Raw genomic sequence first — 16030 nt, 5'->3', positions numbered from 1 at the left:
ACAATTCTTAGCACAGACCTCAGTCCAACACCCACTGTACGTGCTGGGTTTCGAGGAATTCCTGGATTCCGTCTTCCCCCCATTCACGTCCAAGGCCACTATGTTTCCAACCGGACAACACGCCGTCGATTCTCAACGTACCGGTGCCATTGATGGAGACTGTACCCGCTCGGATCTTCTCGGCAACTTCCTTCGCCTCATCGAGCGGCCCCCATATTGCACCGCCCAACCCGAGATCTGAATCGTTGGCCATTGCGATCGCCTCGCTCACTGTGTCATACGTCATGATGACGCCGACCGGACCGAACAACTCCTCGCGCGCAATCTCTGCCTGGTTGGTCACGTTCCCCACCAAGGTCGAATTCATATACCAGCCGCGCTCCATCTCAGGCCGCCCACCGCCGATTTCGATCTTTGCGCCACTTGACACAGCTCGCGCCACATAACCTTCCACGCGCTCGCGATGTTTCTCGGTAATCAGCGGGCCGGCCGTGGTCGCCGGGTCCCATGGGTCACCCACCTGAATCTTTGCGTAAGCTTCGCGGCTTGCATCAATGAAGTCATCAAGCTGTTTTTTCTGCACGAGGACCCGGGTTGGAGAGAGACAGCCCTGACCAGCATTGCGCAGATAGCGACCATGAATTGGCAGGGCAATCTTCGCCAGATCGGCGCCTGGCAGAACGATAGCGGCGGATTTCCCGCCTAGTTCCAAAACGGTGCCCTTGAAGCTGTCGGCTGCCTGAAGTGCCACCTGGCGACCTACCTGCACCGATCCCGTGAAACTGATCTTATCGACATCCTTGTGCATCGTCAGTGCACGGCTGATCTCCAAACCGCCAATTATCACGTTCACGACACCCGGCGGGAAACCCGCCTCGCGGATCAGGTCGGCAAGCATTAGCGTCGCGAGCGGCGTCTGCGGACTGGGCATCAGCACGACAGTACACCCCGCACTCAAGGCTGCGGCAATCTTGCCGACCGCAATCAAGATTGGGAAATTGTAGGCGCTGATCGCTGCGACCACTCCTACCGGCTCGTATCTGATAAGACTCTCGGTGGCCGGCGGCCCGGCATCACGACCCAGCGAACGCGTCCGATCTTTCGTCGCAGCATTCGCATTGAACCGCAGCATCTTGATGGGCGTACCCAACTGCATTGCATGGCAAATCGAAAGTGGCGTACCAACCTCTTCGATCAACGCAGCGCAAAACTGATCGGCGCGTTCTTCCAAGAGGTCCGCAAGGCGACACAACAGGCGCTGCCGTTCTTCGGCGTCGCGCCAAATGCCGGAATTGAATGCCCGGCGCGCGGCGGTCACCGCCTTCTCAAGCTGAGCCATTGAGGCTTCCCGAGGGCTCGCCAGAATCTCTTCAGTAGCGGGATTTTCGACCGGGAGCGGAGCACCTTCTCCCTTTACCATCTCTCCATTGATCAGGAGATCTAGTACCCAATTGACGTTTCGACTTTCCGCGGCATTAACCATCTGAGTGTTCATCCATAGGGTTTGTGGCAAATCGCATCAGTTGCACGATAGGGGCAGCCGTGGTCACGATCAACGCGCTTGAGCAGGAAGCTCCTTTGCGGACTGAGACAAGCGATAAACGCCAAGCGTCAACGGCCCGCAGCGGTGCTTAACGAGAACTCTCGGCGCACACATGCCCAAAGGCTTACGCATCTTGCCCAAGCTTTTGCGCACCTCGAAGCGCAGTGTCAAGATAGACACGCGAGTCGGACTCATCGGGCAACTGCGCCTGCGGCTGACTGAGCTGGCGCCCCAGTTTCTCGCCGATCATCATGCACGCAGCGTTGATATTGCCGCTTGGCAAGTCCGGCATGATCGACGCGTCTGCGATCCAGAGGTTTTCGAGCCCCCTGACTTTCATATCGGGCGTCACCACGGCATTTTCGTCAATTCCCATCCGGCAAGTCCCTGCGGGGTGGTACGACAGTCCCGTCCGTCCCCTGACGTAGTCGGCCAGCGCTTCACGGGTCGTGCAATCTTTGCCCGGTTCGACTTCTTCGACGATCATCTCAGCCATTGGCGTTGTAGAAGCGATGCGGCGGACGAGCTCAATGGCCCGCACCAATGTCCCCACGTCACGTTCGTCACTCAACAAGTTTGGCTCGATGAGCGGTGCGGCTTTGGGATCAGCGCTTGCCAATCTGATCTGCCCGCGACTGAGCGGATAAGACTTGTTGATAAACACGGAAAAGGACGGAAACGGCAACATGTTCAATCCCTTGTGGACCTTCGGATCGTCTGAATAGACAATGCCGATCGGCGCAAAGTGCATCTGTACGTCTGGCGCAGGTTCTTCTGGAGAGGTTCTTAGGAAAGCTTGCCCCTCCACTGGCGTCGCTATCGGACCTTGTCCGGTTAACAGGAATTTGGCGACGAAGCTGGCTTTCTGCCAAAAACCCTCGGTCGGACTGTAGCTCGGCTTTTTGACCCGATAGCTTGGTCGAATTAAAGGGTGCTCAATCAAGTCTTTCCCAACCGAGGGCCTATCCAAGACAACCTCAATACCCAGCTCTTGCAGGGCTTTTGCATCGCCGATTCCCGACAGCATCAGAAGCTGCGGCGTGCTGATTGCGCCGCCGCACAAAACCACCTTGTCGGCGTACGCCTCATGCATTGCGCCTTCCCTTTCATAGCGGACACCGGTGACGCGGGAATCCTGGAACAGCAGCTTATGCACAAAGGCGTCGGTCAGCACATGTAGATTCTTTCGGTGCGAAACCGGTTTTAGGAATGCGTCTGCCGAGCTGTAACGCATCCCCCTGCGCTGATTGAACTGACCATATCCAACCCCTTCCTGGCTGACGCCGTTGTAATCGCTGTTGTACCGATAGCCAGCCGCTTGGGCGGCCTTGATGAATGCATCCGTCAGTGGATGGCAGTCTCTGACTTCGCGAATCGGCAACGGGCCAGAACGCCCTCTGATCGAGTAGTCGGGTGGCGTACGGTAGCCGGGCTCGCAGTGCTCCAAAGCCTGAAACAATGGCATGACATCCTTGCCCCCCCAACCGGTATTGCCTAAAGCCGCCCACCGGTCGTAGTCCTCGGCCGTGCCACGCACATAGTTCATGCCATTGATGCTGCTCGACCCCCCGAGTACGCGCCCCCGACGCCAATGGTCTGATCGCATCCCTCGAGTAGGGTCAGGCTGCGACCAGAAGTGCCATTCGAACCTCGACAGGTTCACATACCAACTTGCACCGGCCGGCTTCATCAGCGGCGTATCCGGCGGACCCGCCTCCAGCAACAAGACCCGACGTGAACCGGATTCGCTAAGACGATTTACCAGAACGCAGCCCGCGCTGCCGGCGCCGACGACGATGTAATCCCAAGTCGACTGATCAGAATGCATGTCTTCCTTTTCCAACTGTTGAATGGCAATCGATCCTTGCTTCCAAACCTGGAAGCGAGCGACCTATGGCGCAATACAGAATATGGATGCCGCAGTACGCGAACCGCGTCTCGTCGCCTACCGTAGATTCGCAGGGCTTCCGACCGAAGACGCATTGCAATCCCGCATGTTCCGGCCGCCGATACTGAGGACGATGCCAATCGAGCGGTGCCGGTGGAGCGGGTTCGTTGACGCTGCTTTTCAGATGCGTGTCTTGCCAGCGCTCGGCACAAAGCAGGTTTGATCTGGAATCGTGGCCAACGGACGCACGCAGAGGGACGATACGTCGCTCGACAGACCCGGAGGCGTCAATCACTCCACTGACCATGTTTTTTCCTAATGTCTCCAGATTTGTAGTGGTCCGTCGCCTGCAAGCGTTCGGACCGTACGTTCTTTTTCCGTCAGGCGCGAAGCGAACACCTGTCGACAAAACGTTGCGTTCCGGGGATACAGGACAGTCGCATCGCAATGGGAGGCAGAAACCCATTGCACGGTATCAGTCCAATCGCCCCCCGCGCACGCCGGGTCCAACATGCGCCGCGTCTCATGCTCCTCACGGCAACCTTCAGGCTGCGCACCTAGGGTATAGCGCGCGTTTCGAGGGATCAATACACCTTAACAGGCAAGGAACTTCCCGAATTTTGCAAAGGTGGGCGCTGCATCTGCAGCAAGTCAGCAGACTTGCCTCACAGCAACGGTTGAATGCTGGCAGCAGTTACAAAATTGCGCATGCGCTCAGCCCGTGGAATATCTAGCTTGCGTCTAATTCGCGCGGTGAACTTTTGCACCTTCCGCAAAGGTCCTTGCCCCCAGATCGGGTAGAAGTGCGTCTCCCAGTCAAGTAGTGTTGTAATTGAAAATGGCGGTAAAACTCGGCGAAACGCTTGTCCGACAACGACACGACGATCTAACTTCAGGCCGGCTCAAATCCGGCTAGCCGGATGCTTGAGACCATGGGGCACATCCGTTATCTCCTTGAGCAGTTCTGATTCCGCTGAGTTCTGCTATCAATTGTGAAAATACAAGGGTGCGCTGGCACGCTATCAAACCCAGCTCATCGGGCAAACTTATGTGACTCTCTATCCGACGTCCGATAAAGTCAGACTCATTGCGGGAATTGAGCTTACCCGCGATGGTGGGTTTGGCTCGCATTAGCTGGGTGCATTTAAGTGATCTGCATCTTCACAGCCGCGTTAAACGAGGGGACAAGATGAACCGAGTAGCTAAAGCACATTCTAATATTCATGCCTTTATTGATGGCGAACCGTCGGCGTTAGATGTTGACCAGCTAGAACTTAGATCGGCCAGGCGTGCCCTCCGCTTGCTGAAGGAGCGCATCACCCCCGAGCAGATGGACGAATTGCTTGCCGACGACCTCAAGTCAACCGACGAGCAATGGCGAAAATGGGCCGCAGCGTCCGACGGGGTGTGGAAGGTCGCGGAAGTCGAATTTCAGGTTGCTGGGATATCGAAGCAACAGTTTTCGGACTGGTGGTCTGCCGCGCTCACCGACTTGCACACCGTCGTTTATCCAGCGTTCCCCGAACACTACCGCTTTGGATGGGTGAAGGACCCCCGAGGCGTAGATGAGCCATGCTACATAGTTGTCGAGGAACTGGGACACATTCCGTTTCGGATGTACTGCTCTTTTGATCCGTCCTGCGCGCCGGTCGAACCTGCTGCCGGCTACGACGCAATGATGGTGGGGGTGGGCCGTCTTGCGGACGGCACCGAGGTAGTGAGATTCATGAACCAGCTTATGGATACCGACGAGGGGTTTGTGATGAAAGTCGCCGTCTATGTAGTATCCGCAGTGCCTGACAGCGTCGTGCAATCTCACGTGGAGCAGGAGCTCGTGGAATGGACACGCTGGCTCGAGATGGTAACGAAGATTGTCCAAGATAACTAATTACAACGATTGCTCTTTCGCGCAATTTTCCATTGCCGCAAAAGGCGGCTCCCCACTTTCAGTTCGCACGAGCTGAAGTCCATCCTCGGAACAACTATGCCTCAATAGCGAGACAACGATAGTTACGAGGTGGATCGCGGCATCCCGGCGACTCATCCAAACTGGTCGAGGAGAAGCTGCCCATGCTGATTTTCAGCATAGCCAATCTTCCTGCTGCGCTCAGTTATCTCTCGATGGCTATCGCGTAGCTATTGTTCGTCGGCGCATTTGCCACCCTACCGCCATGCGCAATCAGTTTGTACGCTTTGTAAAGATATCCTTTGCAATTAGAGCCGCCGACATCGCATTCGGCCAGCCAGCGTAAAACGCCAGATGAGTAATCACCTCGACCACCTGTTCCTGCGTCATTCCATTGTCCATGGCCTTGTTGACGTGAAAGGGAATCTGCGCGGACTGACCAACTGAAATAAGCGCCGCGATAGTGCAAAGACTACGATCCCGCGGCGCAAGCGCTGCTCGCAACCATAGATCGTGAAAGAGTGCCTGGGTGGTATAGTCCGCGAGAACATGAAACGCCGGTCCGACCAACTGATCCACTGCAGCAGTACGCGTCGCTTCGAACGCTTCATCAACCTCGAGCTCGGCTCCTCGAACTGGCGGCAACTGCTCCACTAGGATGTTTTGCTCTTTGAAGACATCCTTCGCGATCGAAACGGCCATCAAAGCATTTGCCCATCCCGAGTAGAACGCTAGGTGCGCGATAACCTCGGAAATCTCACCTGGCGTAACGCCATTGGTCAACGCGAGGGACAAGTGGTGCTTCATCTCAATGCTTTGATTCCGTGCGATCAAGGCGGAAACGGTGACGATGCTTCGATCGCGAGCTTGCAGTTGCGCTCGCTCCCAGACGTCCGACAGTAGTAGGTCCTCGGTATAGTGACCGAGGACTGGCGAAACGGCACGAATATCATTAACGGTCATTGCTCCCATCCAGGGTAGGTTGATTTCTCTAGCTTAGGCCAGTTGGCCATAAAGATAACGAACGGTTGAAGTATTGGCGTTGACTGTCAGCGCCCAGTAACACGCAATCGCCTTCCAAGTAACGCATCACTATTGCGAATAGGAAACGCGCGGCGTAAACGTTTCTGATTGCCTCCGCCATCGTTTCGATGACCTGAGGTGAGTCGTGGTTATGATCGTGCTTTCCACTGCAGCCATAGATGAGGCTAGCATTGCCGCAGACAAAATGAGCTTTCGACCTGCCGCGCCAACCCGGCCTGGTTACCTGCCCCCGTCTAACAAGCATTCATGCCTCGCTTGCTGCACCATTCCACATGCCCTCGCCGAGGCCTTGCTACGTGGGCGGACTCTCACCCGCCGTGTCAGTCACTCACGCGACTGCTGAGCGTTATAGACGGACCAAACGTCAACAGCGGCCCAAGCTCCTTCATTAGCTCTGCCACATGTGGATTGATGGCATGCTTGTCGACCGCTTCCTCGTTCGCCCAGCCATCGATGATGAAAAACGTATTTGGGTCGTCAAGCTTCTGGTGAAGATCGTAGTAGAGACAGCCCTCTTCGAGCCTTGCAGGCTCAACAAATTGAAGCACGAGTTGCCGAACTCTTTCACGGTTAGCAGTCTCACAACGCAACTCACAAATGATGTGACGTTCCTCTAATTTTCGGTGTTGCATTATCTGTTCCTTCGTAGGGCATGTCAGTTTCCACGGATCCAAGACGAGTCGGGGCGATTTCTGCGATCAGTTCTTGCCTGCATAGACGCGCGTCATGCCGCCATCGACGACGAGGTCAATGCCTCGGATGTAGCTGCTCGCGTCGGACGCAAGAAAGACGAGTGCATCGGCGATATCGTTGGCGGTCCCAACGCGGCCAGCCGGAATTTCGCCCGTAACCCGCGCGACGTAGGAAGCGATATCTTCGTCGCTCATTTTCTGTTCATGGCTGTAGCCTTCGGTGGGCACCACGCCGGGGCTGATCGTATTGACCCGAATGTTGCGTCCCTTGAGGTCAGTGGTCCAACTGCGGGCAAGCGACCTTACCGCCGCTTTCGTGGCGGCATAGACGGCAAAGCCCGGTAGGCCCATGTCCGCTGTGATCGAGGCATTCAGGACAATAGAGGCTCCATCCCGAAGAACGGGGAGCAGACCTTGCACCGTCAGGATGACGCCCTTGACGTTGATGCTGAGTTCACTGTCGATCTGCGCTTCGGTAAGTTCTTCGAGCGGCATGGCATGGCCGCCCCCGGCGTTGGCAAAGACAATGTCGAGCTGACCATGCGCGGCCCGGACGGTCTCGGCTACACGGAGCATGTCGTTTTTGCTGGAGGCGTCCGCCTGAATCGCAGTGACCGAAGTGCCGAGGCTAGAGGCAGCAGCGTCGAGCGCACTCTGTCTCCGGCCAGTGATGTAAACGAATGCGCCATGCTCGATCAATCTCTTGGCTGCACCGAACCCTAGACCGGTCGTTCCGCCTGTGATCAGTGCAACGCGTCCCTGCAAAACCTGCGCGTCCATTGCTTATTTTCCTCTGTAAATTTCTTCACTATCTCGCGCAGGCGGGGACCGGATCTCCACCGTCGACGACCAAGGTGGATGAGCGGATGTGATCCCTGCATCTACTGCGGTTGGCTAAAATTTTCACGTTCCGTCGCTCAATCCGGTTCCACCGGCGTCCCGAGATATTGCTCGTCCGTCACGGGTTCCATCCAGTCAACGTGTTTGCCGTTCAGGGACTCGGTAATCGCCATGTGCGCCATGGCGGTGGATGCGGTCGCGCCGTGCCAGTGGCGGCGCTGGCAAGGACACCAAATAATGTCCCCAGCGCGAATCTCTTTTTTCGGTCCGCCCTCGCACTGCGTCCATCCCACCCCCTGTGTCACCACCAGCGTCTGTCCGAGCGGATGCGTATGCCAATTCGTACGCGCTCCAGGTTCGAAAGTGACAAGCGCACCAACTGTGCGCGCCGGCTCCTCCGCCTTGAACGGACTATCGACCCGCACAACTCCTGTAAAACATTCCGCTGTGGCCGTCTGCGATGGCACGCTGCCGACACGGGTTATCTTCATGGTCTATTTCCAAAGAATCTAGTTTCAGCTGTAATGCCTTGACGAAGCAAAAGCTCCGCGCGTGATAAACGGCCACCGAAGCGAAGACTTTCCAGCTCGGTGAACCGGGTACCGAATAGCTAGAATAATTAGCGATTCACAGTCTTCATCATCTGCTCGTTGTATCGGGCGCCTTGAACTGGCTGCCTTGAAAGCAAGTCGTTAAGGACTTGCAAGTCGCCAGACGCAAGCTCAACGGCAGCACCACCGATGTTTTCTTCGAGGCGATGCAACTTCGTGGTACCTGGAATGGGTACGATCCATTGCTTCTGGGCCAAAAGCCACGCGAGCGCGACCTGCGCAGGCGTCGCGTTCTTGGCTTTTGCTATTTCCCCGATTAGCGCAACCAACTTGGCATTTGCTTCAACGGCTTCGCCGGAGAAACGCGGCAACGTACTGCGCACATCCCCTTCCTTGAACTTCGTCGAATTGTCGATCTTGCCGCCAAGCAGACCCTTGCCGAGCGGGCTAAAGCACACGAAGCCGATGCCCAGTTCTTCCAAAGTCGGCAAGATCTCTGCCTCAATATCACGCGTGAACATCGAGTATTCGCTTTGTAGGGCGGTGAGCGGCTGAACGGCGTGCGCGCGGCGAATCATGTCAACACCGGCTTCCGACATGCCAAAGTGCTTCACCTTGCCTTCCGCAATGAGGTCCTTGACCGTGCCTGCGACGTCCTCGATCGGGACGCTCGGATCTACACGGTGCTGATAGAACAGGTCAATGACATCGGTTCTCAGCCGCTTCAACGACTGCTCTGCTACCAAACGGATCCGCTCAGGGCGGCTATCGAGGCCTTCTTTGGTGTTGCCATTCTTGAACCCAAACTTTGTGGCGATAACCACTTTCCCCTTATAAGGTGAGAGCGCCTCGCCGAGCATCTCCTCATTCTCGGCGCCGTACGCCTCGGCCGAGTCGAAAAACGTCACGCCGCGCTCAACCGCAGTTCGAATCAGGCTAGTAGCCTCGGATTTATCCGTAGCAGGCCCGTAGCCAAACGTCAGTCCCATACAGCCCATGCCGATGGCAGAAACTTCAAGATTTTTTCCAAGCGTGCGCGTTTTCATAACGGTCCTCTATACAAGTGATGGACAACTATAGCCCGTGCCCGGTCAGTTGATTAGATGGTATAAAGAACATACCGTTATAAGCAGGGCTAATACCGTGGCGCGCGACAATCTTCAGGACATTTCTGCTTTTCTTGCGGTGGCGCGAGAGCGAAGCTTCACCCGAGCCGCCGCGAAGCTTGGGATCTCTCAGTCGGCGCTTAGCCAGACTGTGCGGGCGCTGGAGGAGAGGCTTGGAATTCGGCTATTGACGCGCAACACGCGCGGGGTCGCGCCCACAGAAGCAGGCGAACTTTTGCTTCAGACGGTTGGGCCGCACTTCGACGGCATCAATGCAGGGATTGCCGCACTGAGTGGGTTGCGCGAGAAACCCGCTGGCACGGTGCGCATTACCGCCGATCAGCATGCGGCGGAGGACGTACTCTGGCCCGCACTCGACAAATTTCTTCCCGATTTTCCAGATATCAAAGTTGAGATAGTCGTTGACTACGGATTGACTGACATCATTGCCGAGCAATACGACGCCGGGGTCCGCATCGGGCAGGTCATTGCCAAGGACATGATTGCAGTTCCGATCGGGCCGGATATGCGGATGATCGTTGTCGCGGCGCCCAGCTATCTGAAGCGGAATGACGCTCCCGTCATCCCTCAGGACCTCACAAACCATAACTGCATCAATCTGCGCCTGCCGACCTATGGCGGTCTTTACGCTTGGGAATTTCAGAAAGAAGGGCGAGAACTGAACGTCCGGGTGGATGGGCAACTGATGTTTAACAACATTGCGTTGATTACCAAGGCGGCCCTCGCCGGGCACGGACTCGCCTATGTGTCCGAGGCGCGCGTTGCGGACCATCTGGCAAGTGGTCAGTTGATCCCGCTTCTGGAAGACTGGTGCCCCTGGTTTCCCGGATACCATCTCTATTACCCTAGCCGACGTCAGCCCTTGCCAGCTTTCGCAGCCGTTGCTAACGCACTGCGATATCGCGGCGTTGCGGCAAGAGAGCGTTTCTGAAAGCCGACGACGGGCCGTTGAGCGTCGGCGAGCAGTTGTCGGCTGCCTGTGAGCAACGCGATTTTCGACTGTCCATTTTGGCAGTGTCGGCGACCGTCCGAAGCTGGCCGGGTACCCGAGCATTGCACAAGTGGCGGATGGTGGCGAAATTCGTACAGCACCGGGCCGGAATCAGTCTGCACGAGCGTGCGCGTGACGCAGTCATTTGCGTTGCCGGCTTCATCGAAATGCGTGAGCGTGCTCGCGCTGAAGCGAGCGAAAAATTTCCTTGTCGAGCATCCCAACGAAATCGCGGTCGACGCGCACGAATTGCAAGTTGCCCAAGGGCGTGACGAGCAGGGGCGGACGCGTTGCTTTGCGCATGAACGCTATTCGCGAACCAGGTGGCTACGAACGCAGCTAGGAACAGTCGTCTGATGTTACCTTCTAATGCTTCGCCGATTTGCCGTCGGCCCTAGTGCTAATGGCAGTGCTCAAGAAAACAGCGGCAAAGATTCGACGGTGGTCTGGCGCCGACGGCGCGGAGGCCCGGATCGACTGGTTCGTACGGGACCTTTCTCGCCGACCGAGCCGAGGTGCTTGTTGAGATCCGAAAGTGCGTTGCAGACAGACGTGCGATCGGGGATTACCACCAATGCCAGCTCAAGCCGGTCTAGCAGTACCGGCAGACTCAATTCTCCAGTTACCTTTCCTGCTAACTTCCGCTTCCGCATAAGACTGCTCCCTGATCGGGCAAACGCCGCCTGATGGCGTCACCACAGATCCTTAAGATTCGGCGACATCTGTTTTTTCGCCTTGGCGTTAAACGGTGCGTCGGATGCATCTCCGTTTCGCAACGTCACTTTTAGCACGTCGAGATGGAAAACCACCTCGCCACAGATCCGGACGAATCCAACATTCTCCCGCTTCGAGTCCTCGGCGCCTTTCGGGATATCAATGATGCCCACTATCTTCACCGTCGTCACGTTCACGCAACGTCAGCCAGCATCGACTGACGACAGTCCGCCGCGGCGCACCGGCATGTGTACTGGGCCCGAACGTCTTCATCCAGGGGATCGTCGGTATCCAGCAGATACTCAATAAACAGTTCTTCACCGGCCTCGATAGCCCGGAGCGTGTGAATGAAGATGCGCCCAGCGTCTTCGATGGTCTCGCAGTTCGGCGCGCACGCGTGGTTCAACCATCGGGCGCTGTTGCCACCACGGCTGCCGTCGATGACGCGCCCGTCCGACAGGCCGAAGAGGAATGTGTGCCCCGCGACGCCCTCACGACGGTGACGACGAACGGCATCGCGCCACGAGGTAATTTCCCCCTTGTACTGCAGCACGCGCTCGCCCGTCGCGAGCGGTTTCACTGCGAACACGCCTTTGCCGTGGACTAACGATCGCCGGACGATCACACGCCTCATACTGTTACCTCGACTGATATGCGCGCCAGTATAGAAGAGGCAGAAATCCGCATCCACACTGACGTGGATGCGTTGCTCGCGAAGGTTGTGGTGACCGCGCTGCATTGCAACTGGAAGTTTGTTTTGGCACAATCAGCTGGAGGTTGGGAACCCGCTCGACTGAAGGCAGCGCCGGACTAGAACAGCTGGGCCCCGAGTTCGCGCAGGCTGTTCCACTTGACGGTGCTGACGAAGGTCCTGCCCGTCGTATCGAGTGACTCGATCATCGCGCGTTGCCCACGCGCTTCTGCGATCACACGGACGATGCGCGTGCGGTAGCGCAACAGCGCACCGATCGGTGGACACAGCGGCTCCCGCCTGCTCCGCGATCGTTTCTTTCCCATACGGCTATCTAGCTAGATGTGCAGCGAATCGAAGGGGCTGCGGCAAGTCGTAGCATCTCGCCACCGATGCTACCAGGCCGGCTTGCCCAGGTCCAGGCTCTAGCACTATTACGTCCACTCCCTGTCGTCGGGCAACGGTGGAGCGATGTGACCGGCTGAGTACCGCCGGCAGGAACCTGGCCGACGGCTTGTGCACGATCTCAGCCGGCGTTCACCGCATCCTTGAATGCCTTGCCGGCCGTGAACTTGACGGTCTTCGCCGCAGGGATCTGCATCTCGACGCCAGTCGCCGGATTGCGACCGACCCGGGCGGCACGCGCACCGGTGGAAAACGAGCCAAAGCCGATCAGTTGCACTGTCTTGCCCTTGGTCACCTCGCCAGTGATTGCCGCGATCACCGCGTCAACCGTCTCACCCGTCGCGGCCTTGCTTTCTCCGGTCGCCGCAGCGACTGCATCCACCCGTTCCTGTTTGTTCATTGATTTTTTCCTCGTTGAGTGAATGACGATGCCAACACCCTACCCGATCGGCGCGCCTCCGCGCAATCGGCACGCGCCTGCACGAGATTCACGCCCCGGGGCACCACTCTATGCCGACGCGTCGTCTGGCCGTGCCGGATACGCGCTTGCTGGGCGCCAGAGGTAGTTGGTACATGCGGGACAGGAACGCTGACCGCGACATGTCAAACCGCCAAGGTTGTGCGCCGCAGACCGGGCATTCCCGGGATCGGCCGGCCACGACGATCCTGCTTCGCATCCCCAAGGCACGCGTCGGGTGCGCACGGAGTCACGCCAGGTGCCATCTGGCGACGTCATCCGGCTCCTATAAGGGCCAATGTCCACAAACGAAGGGTCGGATAGCTCTGATCCGGGACTTCATTTACGTCGCCCGTGGTGCGACGCGACTGAAAGACTACCGCCGCGCGCCGGTGCAGTGACTATCATGTAGACGTGGTCGGTGCTCACGGCACGTGACCACACACGGAGCGGCGACGGGGCTGGCGGGCAAACTGGCCGCCCGTCTCTGCTCCGCCATGACCCGGTCCGCGCTGTGCGGGCCGTTTTTTTGCGCCGTTTTAATGCCGATAAGTCGTATTAGCTGCTTTGCATTTAATGTTCTGGCGGCCCGCAGACCGCTCCGGACATGCAAATCGAAATGCGGACGCCCCTTTGCAACCATCCACACCGGCGACAATGTCGGTTTCCTCCGCAGATGTTCAGCCCTCTCCTGCTCGTGCCCTGCGTTCTGGCTTCCCCTCATTCAAAGATCCGGGCTCATCACGACGGTTTGCTCATCCCACGAACCACCAAGGCACGATTATCAAATAATCCTCAGGTTGCGAATTCGACCAATTGACGGGGACCGCTCGAGAATCAGTTTGATGATGAACTCGGGCAATTAGGCCCGAGGCACCGTGGCCGGTAAATTGCAGCCCATCTGCGACGGGACGTGAACGATGAAATCGTCCGGCGCCGACCGCAGGCTGTGCTCGTAGGTGACTTGATAGTCCATGCTATGGTTGGTCAGATAATCCAGAGGCTTTGTCCGTCTGGAGTTCCGCCTCAATCTGCTCAATCGACGGCAGGTTAGGCATTAGAGGCGCCGGGATATCGCGCAGCAACTGATACTCAGCGACGCCCATAGGACTTGCAATCCCGCGCAGCGCGTATTCGGCGACCAGGCGATTATTTTCCTTGCACAGTAGCAAGCCTATCGTGGGCTCGTCGTGCGGCCCTTTGACTTGGGCATCCACGGCTGAGAGATAGAAATTGAGCTGACCGGCATATTCGGGCTTGAATGGCGTTGTTTTCAATTCGACGACAACGTAACACCGCAGCTTGAGATGGTAAAAGAGCAGGTCGACAAGAAACTCGTCTCCTCCGACTACCAGGCGGTATTGCCGCGCCACAAATGCAAACCCGGCACCAAGCTCAAGCAGGAAACGGGTGATGTGCCGGGTGAGCGCGTTTTCGATGTCCCGTTCCTGAGCGCTTTCAGTCAGACCCAGAAAATCGAAGATGTAAGGATCCTTGAGCGAATCGCGGGCTAGATCGGACCGCGAAGGGGGCAGGCGGTCGCGAAAATTTGTCACGGCGCTGCCCTGTCTTTCCCGCAGGCGACTCTCGATCTGCATCACCAGCACGTTTCGGGACCAGCCGTGTTCGATCGACTTTTCAGCATACCAATCGCGTGCTTCCGGCGCTTTCAGCTTGTCGAGCAACGTGACGACATGGGACCAGGGCAATTGTGCAACAGCCTGTTGCACAAACTCTTTGCCCGGCCAGGCCTCGGCCAGCGCCCGCATGTACTTCAGGTTCCGCGGCGAAAATCCGCGCATGTCGGGAAACGCCGTTCGCAGATCGCGTGCCAACTGATCAACGACCTTTGCGCCCCACCCCGCCCGCCCCTGCCGATCGAGGATTTCATGCCCGATCTGCCAATACAGCGAAATCAGTTCCCGGTTGACCGACAAAACGGCCCGCTGCCGCGCCTGCTCAACACGCGACTTAAGACCAGTCAGCCAGGCGTTATAGTCACCTACGTCGAAAGACATTTCCGTCATACTGCCCTGTGGAAAATATTGGCCGGCAGTGCCGGCGCATTTGCAACGATTATCAACGGTCACCACGCAGCCCGCAACTGCGCCGACGGCGCACCGCCGGCTTGCAGCAGTGACTGCTGCCCTCCCGGTTGCGCCCAACATGGTTGGTCAATTGTAGGCGCTGCCGGCTGCTCTGATCCCGTCCTTCCGGCCGTGTGACGATGCCGGCTGACTCGATCCGCGCTTCTTCGAGCGTCGCGTCGGAATATTGCGTAATGTCTCTTGCCACTCGACCAGAAGTTGCGCGATCACAGCTCCATCCGGCTTTTCGCAATTGCTACGGCGGCCTTCCGGTGCCAGGCCGCGATCGGCTTTACAGGCGACCCATGTTGACTTCGCGAATGCCCTTCGCGTCGCGCAACGCGATCGCGGCACGATTCAGTTCGCCTCTCAGCTGCTCGGCGCCGCGCATCCCGGGAAGACGCCACTGCGGATTGTTCGAGTCGCTGGTCAGCACGAGTACCGTGCCAATACAGAAAGGTCGTTGCCACCAGGGATGCAACGACGTCACATCCTGGATACGGAAGAGTTCGAGGCTCTGCACCTGCCGGCTGAGAATGCCCTGCCTGCAGGTGATGCGGGCCATGTCAATGATGGTTTCGGTGTAACCCGTACGCAGGTACGCACCGACGCCGCCCACCGCGATCGCGAGCAACGCGACGACCGGTGCAATCCAGAGCACTGGCCAGCGCGTCAGCGCATACAGGTAGGCGGCAAAAACAGCGATCGCGCCGGCGCCGCCCTTGATGTCGGTTGGCAGGTTCACGATCTGTGACGGCGTGCCGCTGAATACTACGCCGGGCACGACCGCAACCGGGCCGTCGCGGTCGAGGTGTGCAAGCTGATTCATTTTCTTCTCTCAGTTTGATGTTTCATCGGTCAATATCTGGCCCACTGCCGGGTGCATCGGGATCAGCAGGCGATGCCGCATCCTGGTCTGGATTGGACGGATCTTCCGGAGTGGGTGGCGGCGGATGGCGCACGGCATCGCGCAACTCGTCGCGTTCCCATGTCTCGCGCTCACGCTGCGCCGCCCGACGCTCCAGCGCCTCGGCATCGAGCTCTGCTACACGGACCTGTCGGATACTCTCCAGCTCCGGCTGCTCAAACACGAT

General features: G+C 57.8%; 16 protein-coding genes and 1 pseudogene. 2 read left to right on the top strand and 15 right to left on the bottom strand.

Going from position 1 to position 16030, the window contains the following annotated elements; translation table 11 throughout:
- Positions 1 to 19: 19 nt before the first annotated feature.
- Both P0D96_RS33940 and P0D96_RS33935 read right to left on the bottom strand, forming a co-directional pair.
- Entirely contained in the window at positions 20 to 1495 is a 1476-nt protein-coding gene (locus tag P0D96_RS33940) for an aldehyde dehydrogenase family protein (protein WP_408317954.1), read from the bottom strand.
- A gap of 172 nt (positions 1496 to 1667) precedes the next feature.
- Positions 1668 to 3371, bottom strand: a complete 1704-nt coding sequence (locus P0D96_RS33935) for a GMC family oxidoreductase (RefSeq protein WP_408317953.1) — start codon at positions 3369 to 3371, stop codon at positions 1668 to 1670.
- A 1249-nt stretch (positions 3372 to 4620) separates the two neighbouring features.
- On the opposite strand from P0D96_RS33935, the gene P0D96_RS33930 reads away from it, so the two are divergent.
- A complete protein-coding gene (locus P0D96_RS33930) occupies positions 4621 to 5319 on the top strand; it encodes a hypothetical protein (RefSeq protein ID WP_408317951.1) in 699 nt (232 codons plus the stop codon).
- Positions 5320 to 5610: 291 nt separating this feature from the next.
- Here the strand turns inward: P0D96_RS33930 and P0D96_RS33925 are convergent, their stop codons facing one another.
- The 5 genes from P0D96_RS33925 to P0D96_RS33905 form a co-directional block, all read right to left on the bottom strand.
- Positions 5611 to 6300, bottom strand: a complete 690-nt coding sequence (locus P0D96_RS33925; RefSeq protein WP_408317949.1) for a carboxymuconolactone decarboxylase family protein — start codon at positions 6298 to 6300, stop codon at positions 5611 to 5613.
- A gap of 401 nt (positions 6301 to 6701) precedes the next feature.
- On the bottom strand, positions 6702 to 7013 hold the full coding sequence (locus tag P0D96_RS33920) for a putative quinol monooxygenase (protein ID WP_408317947.1): 312 nt from the start codon (positions 7011 to 7013) through the stop codon (positions 6702 to 6704).
- Between the two features lie 66 nt (positions 7014 to 7079).
- Entirely contained in the window at positions 7080 to 7853 is a 774-nt protein-coding gene (locus P0D96_RS33915) for an SDR family oxidoreductase (RefSeq protein WP_408317945.1), read from the bottom strand.
- Between the two features lie 137 nt (positions 7854 to 7990).
- Positions 7991 to 8404: a (R)-mandelonitrile lyase gene (locus P0D96_RS33910; RefSeq protein WP_408317943.1), complete on the bottom strand. Its 414-nt coding sequence runs from the start codon at positions 8402 to 8404 to the stop codon at positions 7991 to 7993.
- A 128-nt stretch (positions 8405 to 8532) separates the two neighbouring features.
- A complete protein-coding gene (locus P0D96_RS33905; RefSeq protein WP_408317941.1) occupies positions 8533 to 9510 on the bottom strand; it encodes an aldo/keto reductase in 978 nt (325 codons plus the stop codon).
- A gap of 97 nt (positions 9511 to 9607) precedes the next feature.
- On the opposite strand from P0D96_RS33905, the gene P0D96_RS33900 reads away from it, so the two are divergent.
- Complete coding sequence (locus tag P0D96_RS33900; RefSeq protein WP_408317939.1) at positions 9608 to 10522, top strand: LysR family transcriptional regulator; 915 nt, start codon at positions 9608 to 9610, stop codon at positions 10520 to 10522.
- 752 nt (positions 10523 to 11274) lie between these two features.
- Here P0D96_RS33900 and P0D96_RS33895 read toward each other — a convergent pair.
- The 8 genes and pseudogenes from P0D96_RS33895 to P0D96_RS33860 form a co-directional block, all read right to left on the bottom strand.
- A complete protein-coding gene (locus tag P0D96_RS33895; protein ID WP_408317937.1) occupies positions 11275 to 11493 on the bottom strand; it encodes a hypothetical protein in 219 nt (72 codons plus the stop codon).
- The gene (locus tag P0D96_RS33890; RefSeq protein ID WP_408318084.1) at positions 11490 to 11930 is read right to left on the bottom strand and encodes an SET domain-containing protein; all 441 of its coding nucleotides are present in this window, start codon (positions 11928 to 11930) and stop codon (positions 11490 to 11492) included. Before P0D96_RS33890 ends, P0D96_RS33895 begins: the two co-directional genes overlap by 4 nt.
- Before the next feature lie 176 nt (positions 11931 to 12106).
- The gene (locus P0D96_RS33885; RefSeq protein WP_408317935.1) at positions 12107 to 12313 is read right to left on the bottom strand and encodes a hypothetical protein; all 207 of its coding nucleotides are present in this window, start codon (positions 12311 to 12313) and stop codon (positions 12107 to 12109) included.
- A 200-nt stretch (positions 12314 to 12513) separates the two neighbouring features.
- Positions 12514 to 12816, bottom strand: coding sequence for an HU family DNA-binding protein (locus P0D96_RS33880; RefSeq protein WP_408318082.1), 303 nt, complete (start codon positions 12814 to 12816; stop codon positions 12514 to 12516).
- Positions 12817 to 13633: 817 nt separating this feature from the next.
- Positions 13634 to 13825, bottom strand: a pseudogene (locus P0D96_RS33875) (hypothetical protein).
- 1 nt (position 13826) lies between these two features.
- Positions 13827 to 14876, bottom strand: a complete 1050-nt coding sequence (locus P0D96_RS33870) for a PDDEXK nuclease domain-containing protein (RefSeq protein ID WP_408318080.1) — start codon at positions 14874 to 14876, stop codon at positions 13827 to 13829.
- A gap of 352 nt (positions 14877 to 15228) precedes the next feature.
- Entirely contained in the window at positions 15229 to 15765 is a 537-nt protein-coding gene (locus P0D96_RS33865) for a PH domain-containing protein (protein ID WP_408317933.1), read from the bottom strand.
- A gap of 22 nt (positions 15766 to 15787) precedes the next feature.
- A partial coding sequence (locus P0D96_RS33860; protein WP_408317931.1) for a hypothetical protein occupies positions 15788 to 16030 on the bottom strand: 243 nt, incomplete at its 5' end.

The sequence above is a fragment of the Paraburkholderia sp. RL17-347-BIC-D genome (assembly GCF_046027915.1).
Taxonomy (GTDB): Bacteria; Pseudomonadota; Gammaproteobacteria; order Burkholderiales; family Burkholderiaceae; genus Paraburkholderia.
Note: the sequence above shows the minus strand (reverse complement) of the source record. Positions and strands in the feature narration are given on the sequence as shown.

Coding starts and splice junctions, on each gene's coding strand:
- P0D96_RS33940 (WP_408317954.1), bottom strand. CDS start 1,495: ATGAACACTCAGATGGTTAATGCCGCGGAAAGTCGAAACGTCAATTGG.
- P0D96_RS33935 (WP_408317953.1), bottom strand. CDS start 3,371: ATGCATTCTGATCAGTCGACTTGGGATTACATCGTCGTCGGCGCCGGC.
- P0D96_RS33930 (WP_408317951.1), top strand. CDS start 4,621: ATGAACCGAGTAGCTAAAGCACATTCTAATATTCATGCCTTTATTGAT.
- P0D96_RS33925 (WP_408317949.1), bottom strand. CDS start 6,300: ATGACCGTTAATGATATTCGTGCCGTTTCGCCAGTCCTCGGTCACTAT.
- P0D96_RS33920 (WP_408317947.1), bottom strand. CDS start 7,013: ATGCAACACCGAAAATTAGAGGAACGTCACATCATTTGTGAGTTGCGT.
- P0D96_RS33915 (WP_408317945.1), bottom strand. CDS start 7,853: ATGGACGCGCAGGTTTTGCAGGGACGCGTTGCACTGATCACAGGCGGA.
- P0D96_RS33910 (WP_408317943.1), bottom strand. CDS start 8,404: ATGAAGATAACCCGTGTCGGCAGCGTGCCATCGCAGACGGCCACAGCG.
- P0D96_RS33905 (WP_408317941.1), bottom strand. CDS start 9,510: ATGAAAACGCGCACGCTTGGAAAAAATCTTGAAGTTTCTGCCATCGGC.
- P0D96_RS33890 (WP_408318084.1), bottom strand. CDS start 11,930: ATGAGGCGTGTGATCGTCCGGCGATCGTTAGTCCACGGCAAAGGCGTG.
- P0D96_RS33885 (WP_408317935.1), bottom strand. CDS start 12,313: ATGGGAAAGAAACGATCGCGGAGCAGGCGGGAGCCGCTGTGTCCACCG.
- P0D96_RS33870 (WP_408318080.1), bottom strand. CDS start 14,876: ATGACGGAAATGTCTTTCGACGTAGGTGACTATAACGCCTGGCTGACT.
- P0D96_RS33865 (WP_408317933.1), bottom strand. CDS start 15,765: ATGAATCAGCTTGCACACCTCGACCGCGACGGCCCGGTTGCGGTCGTG.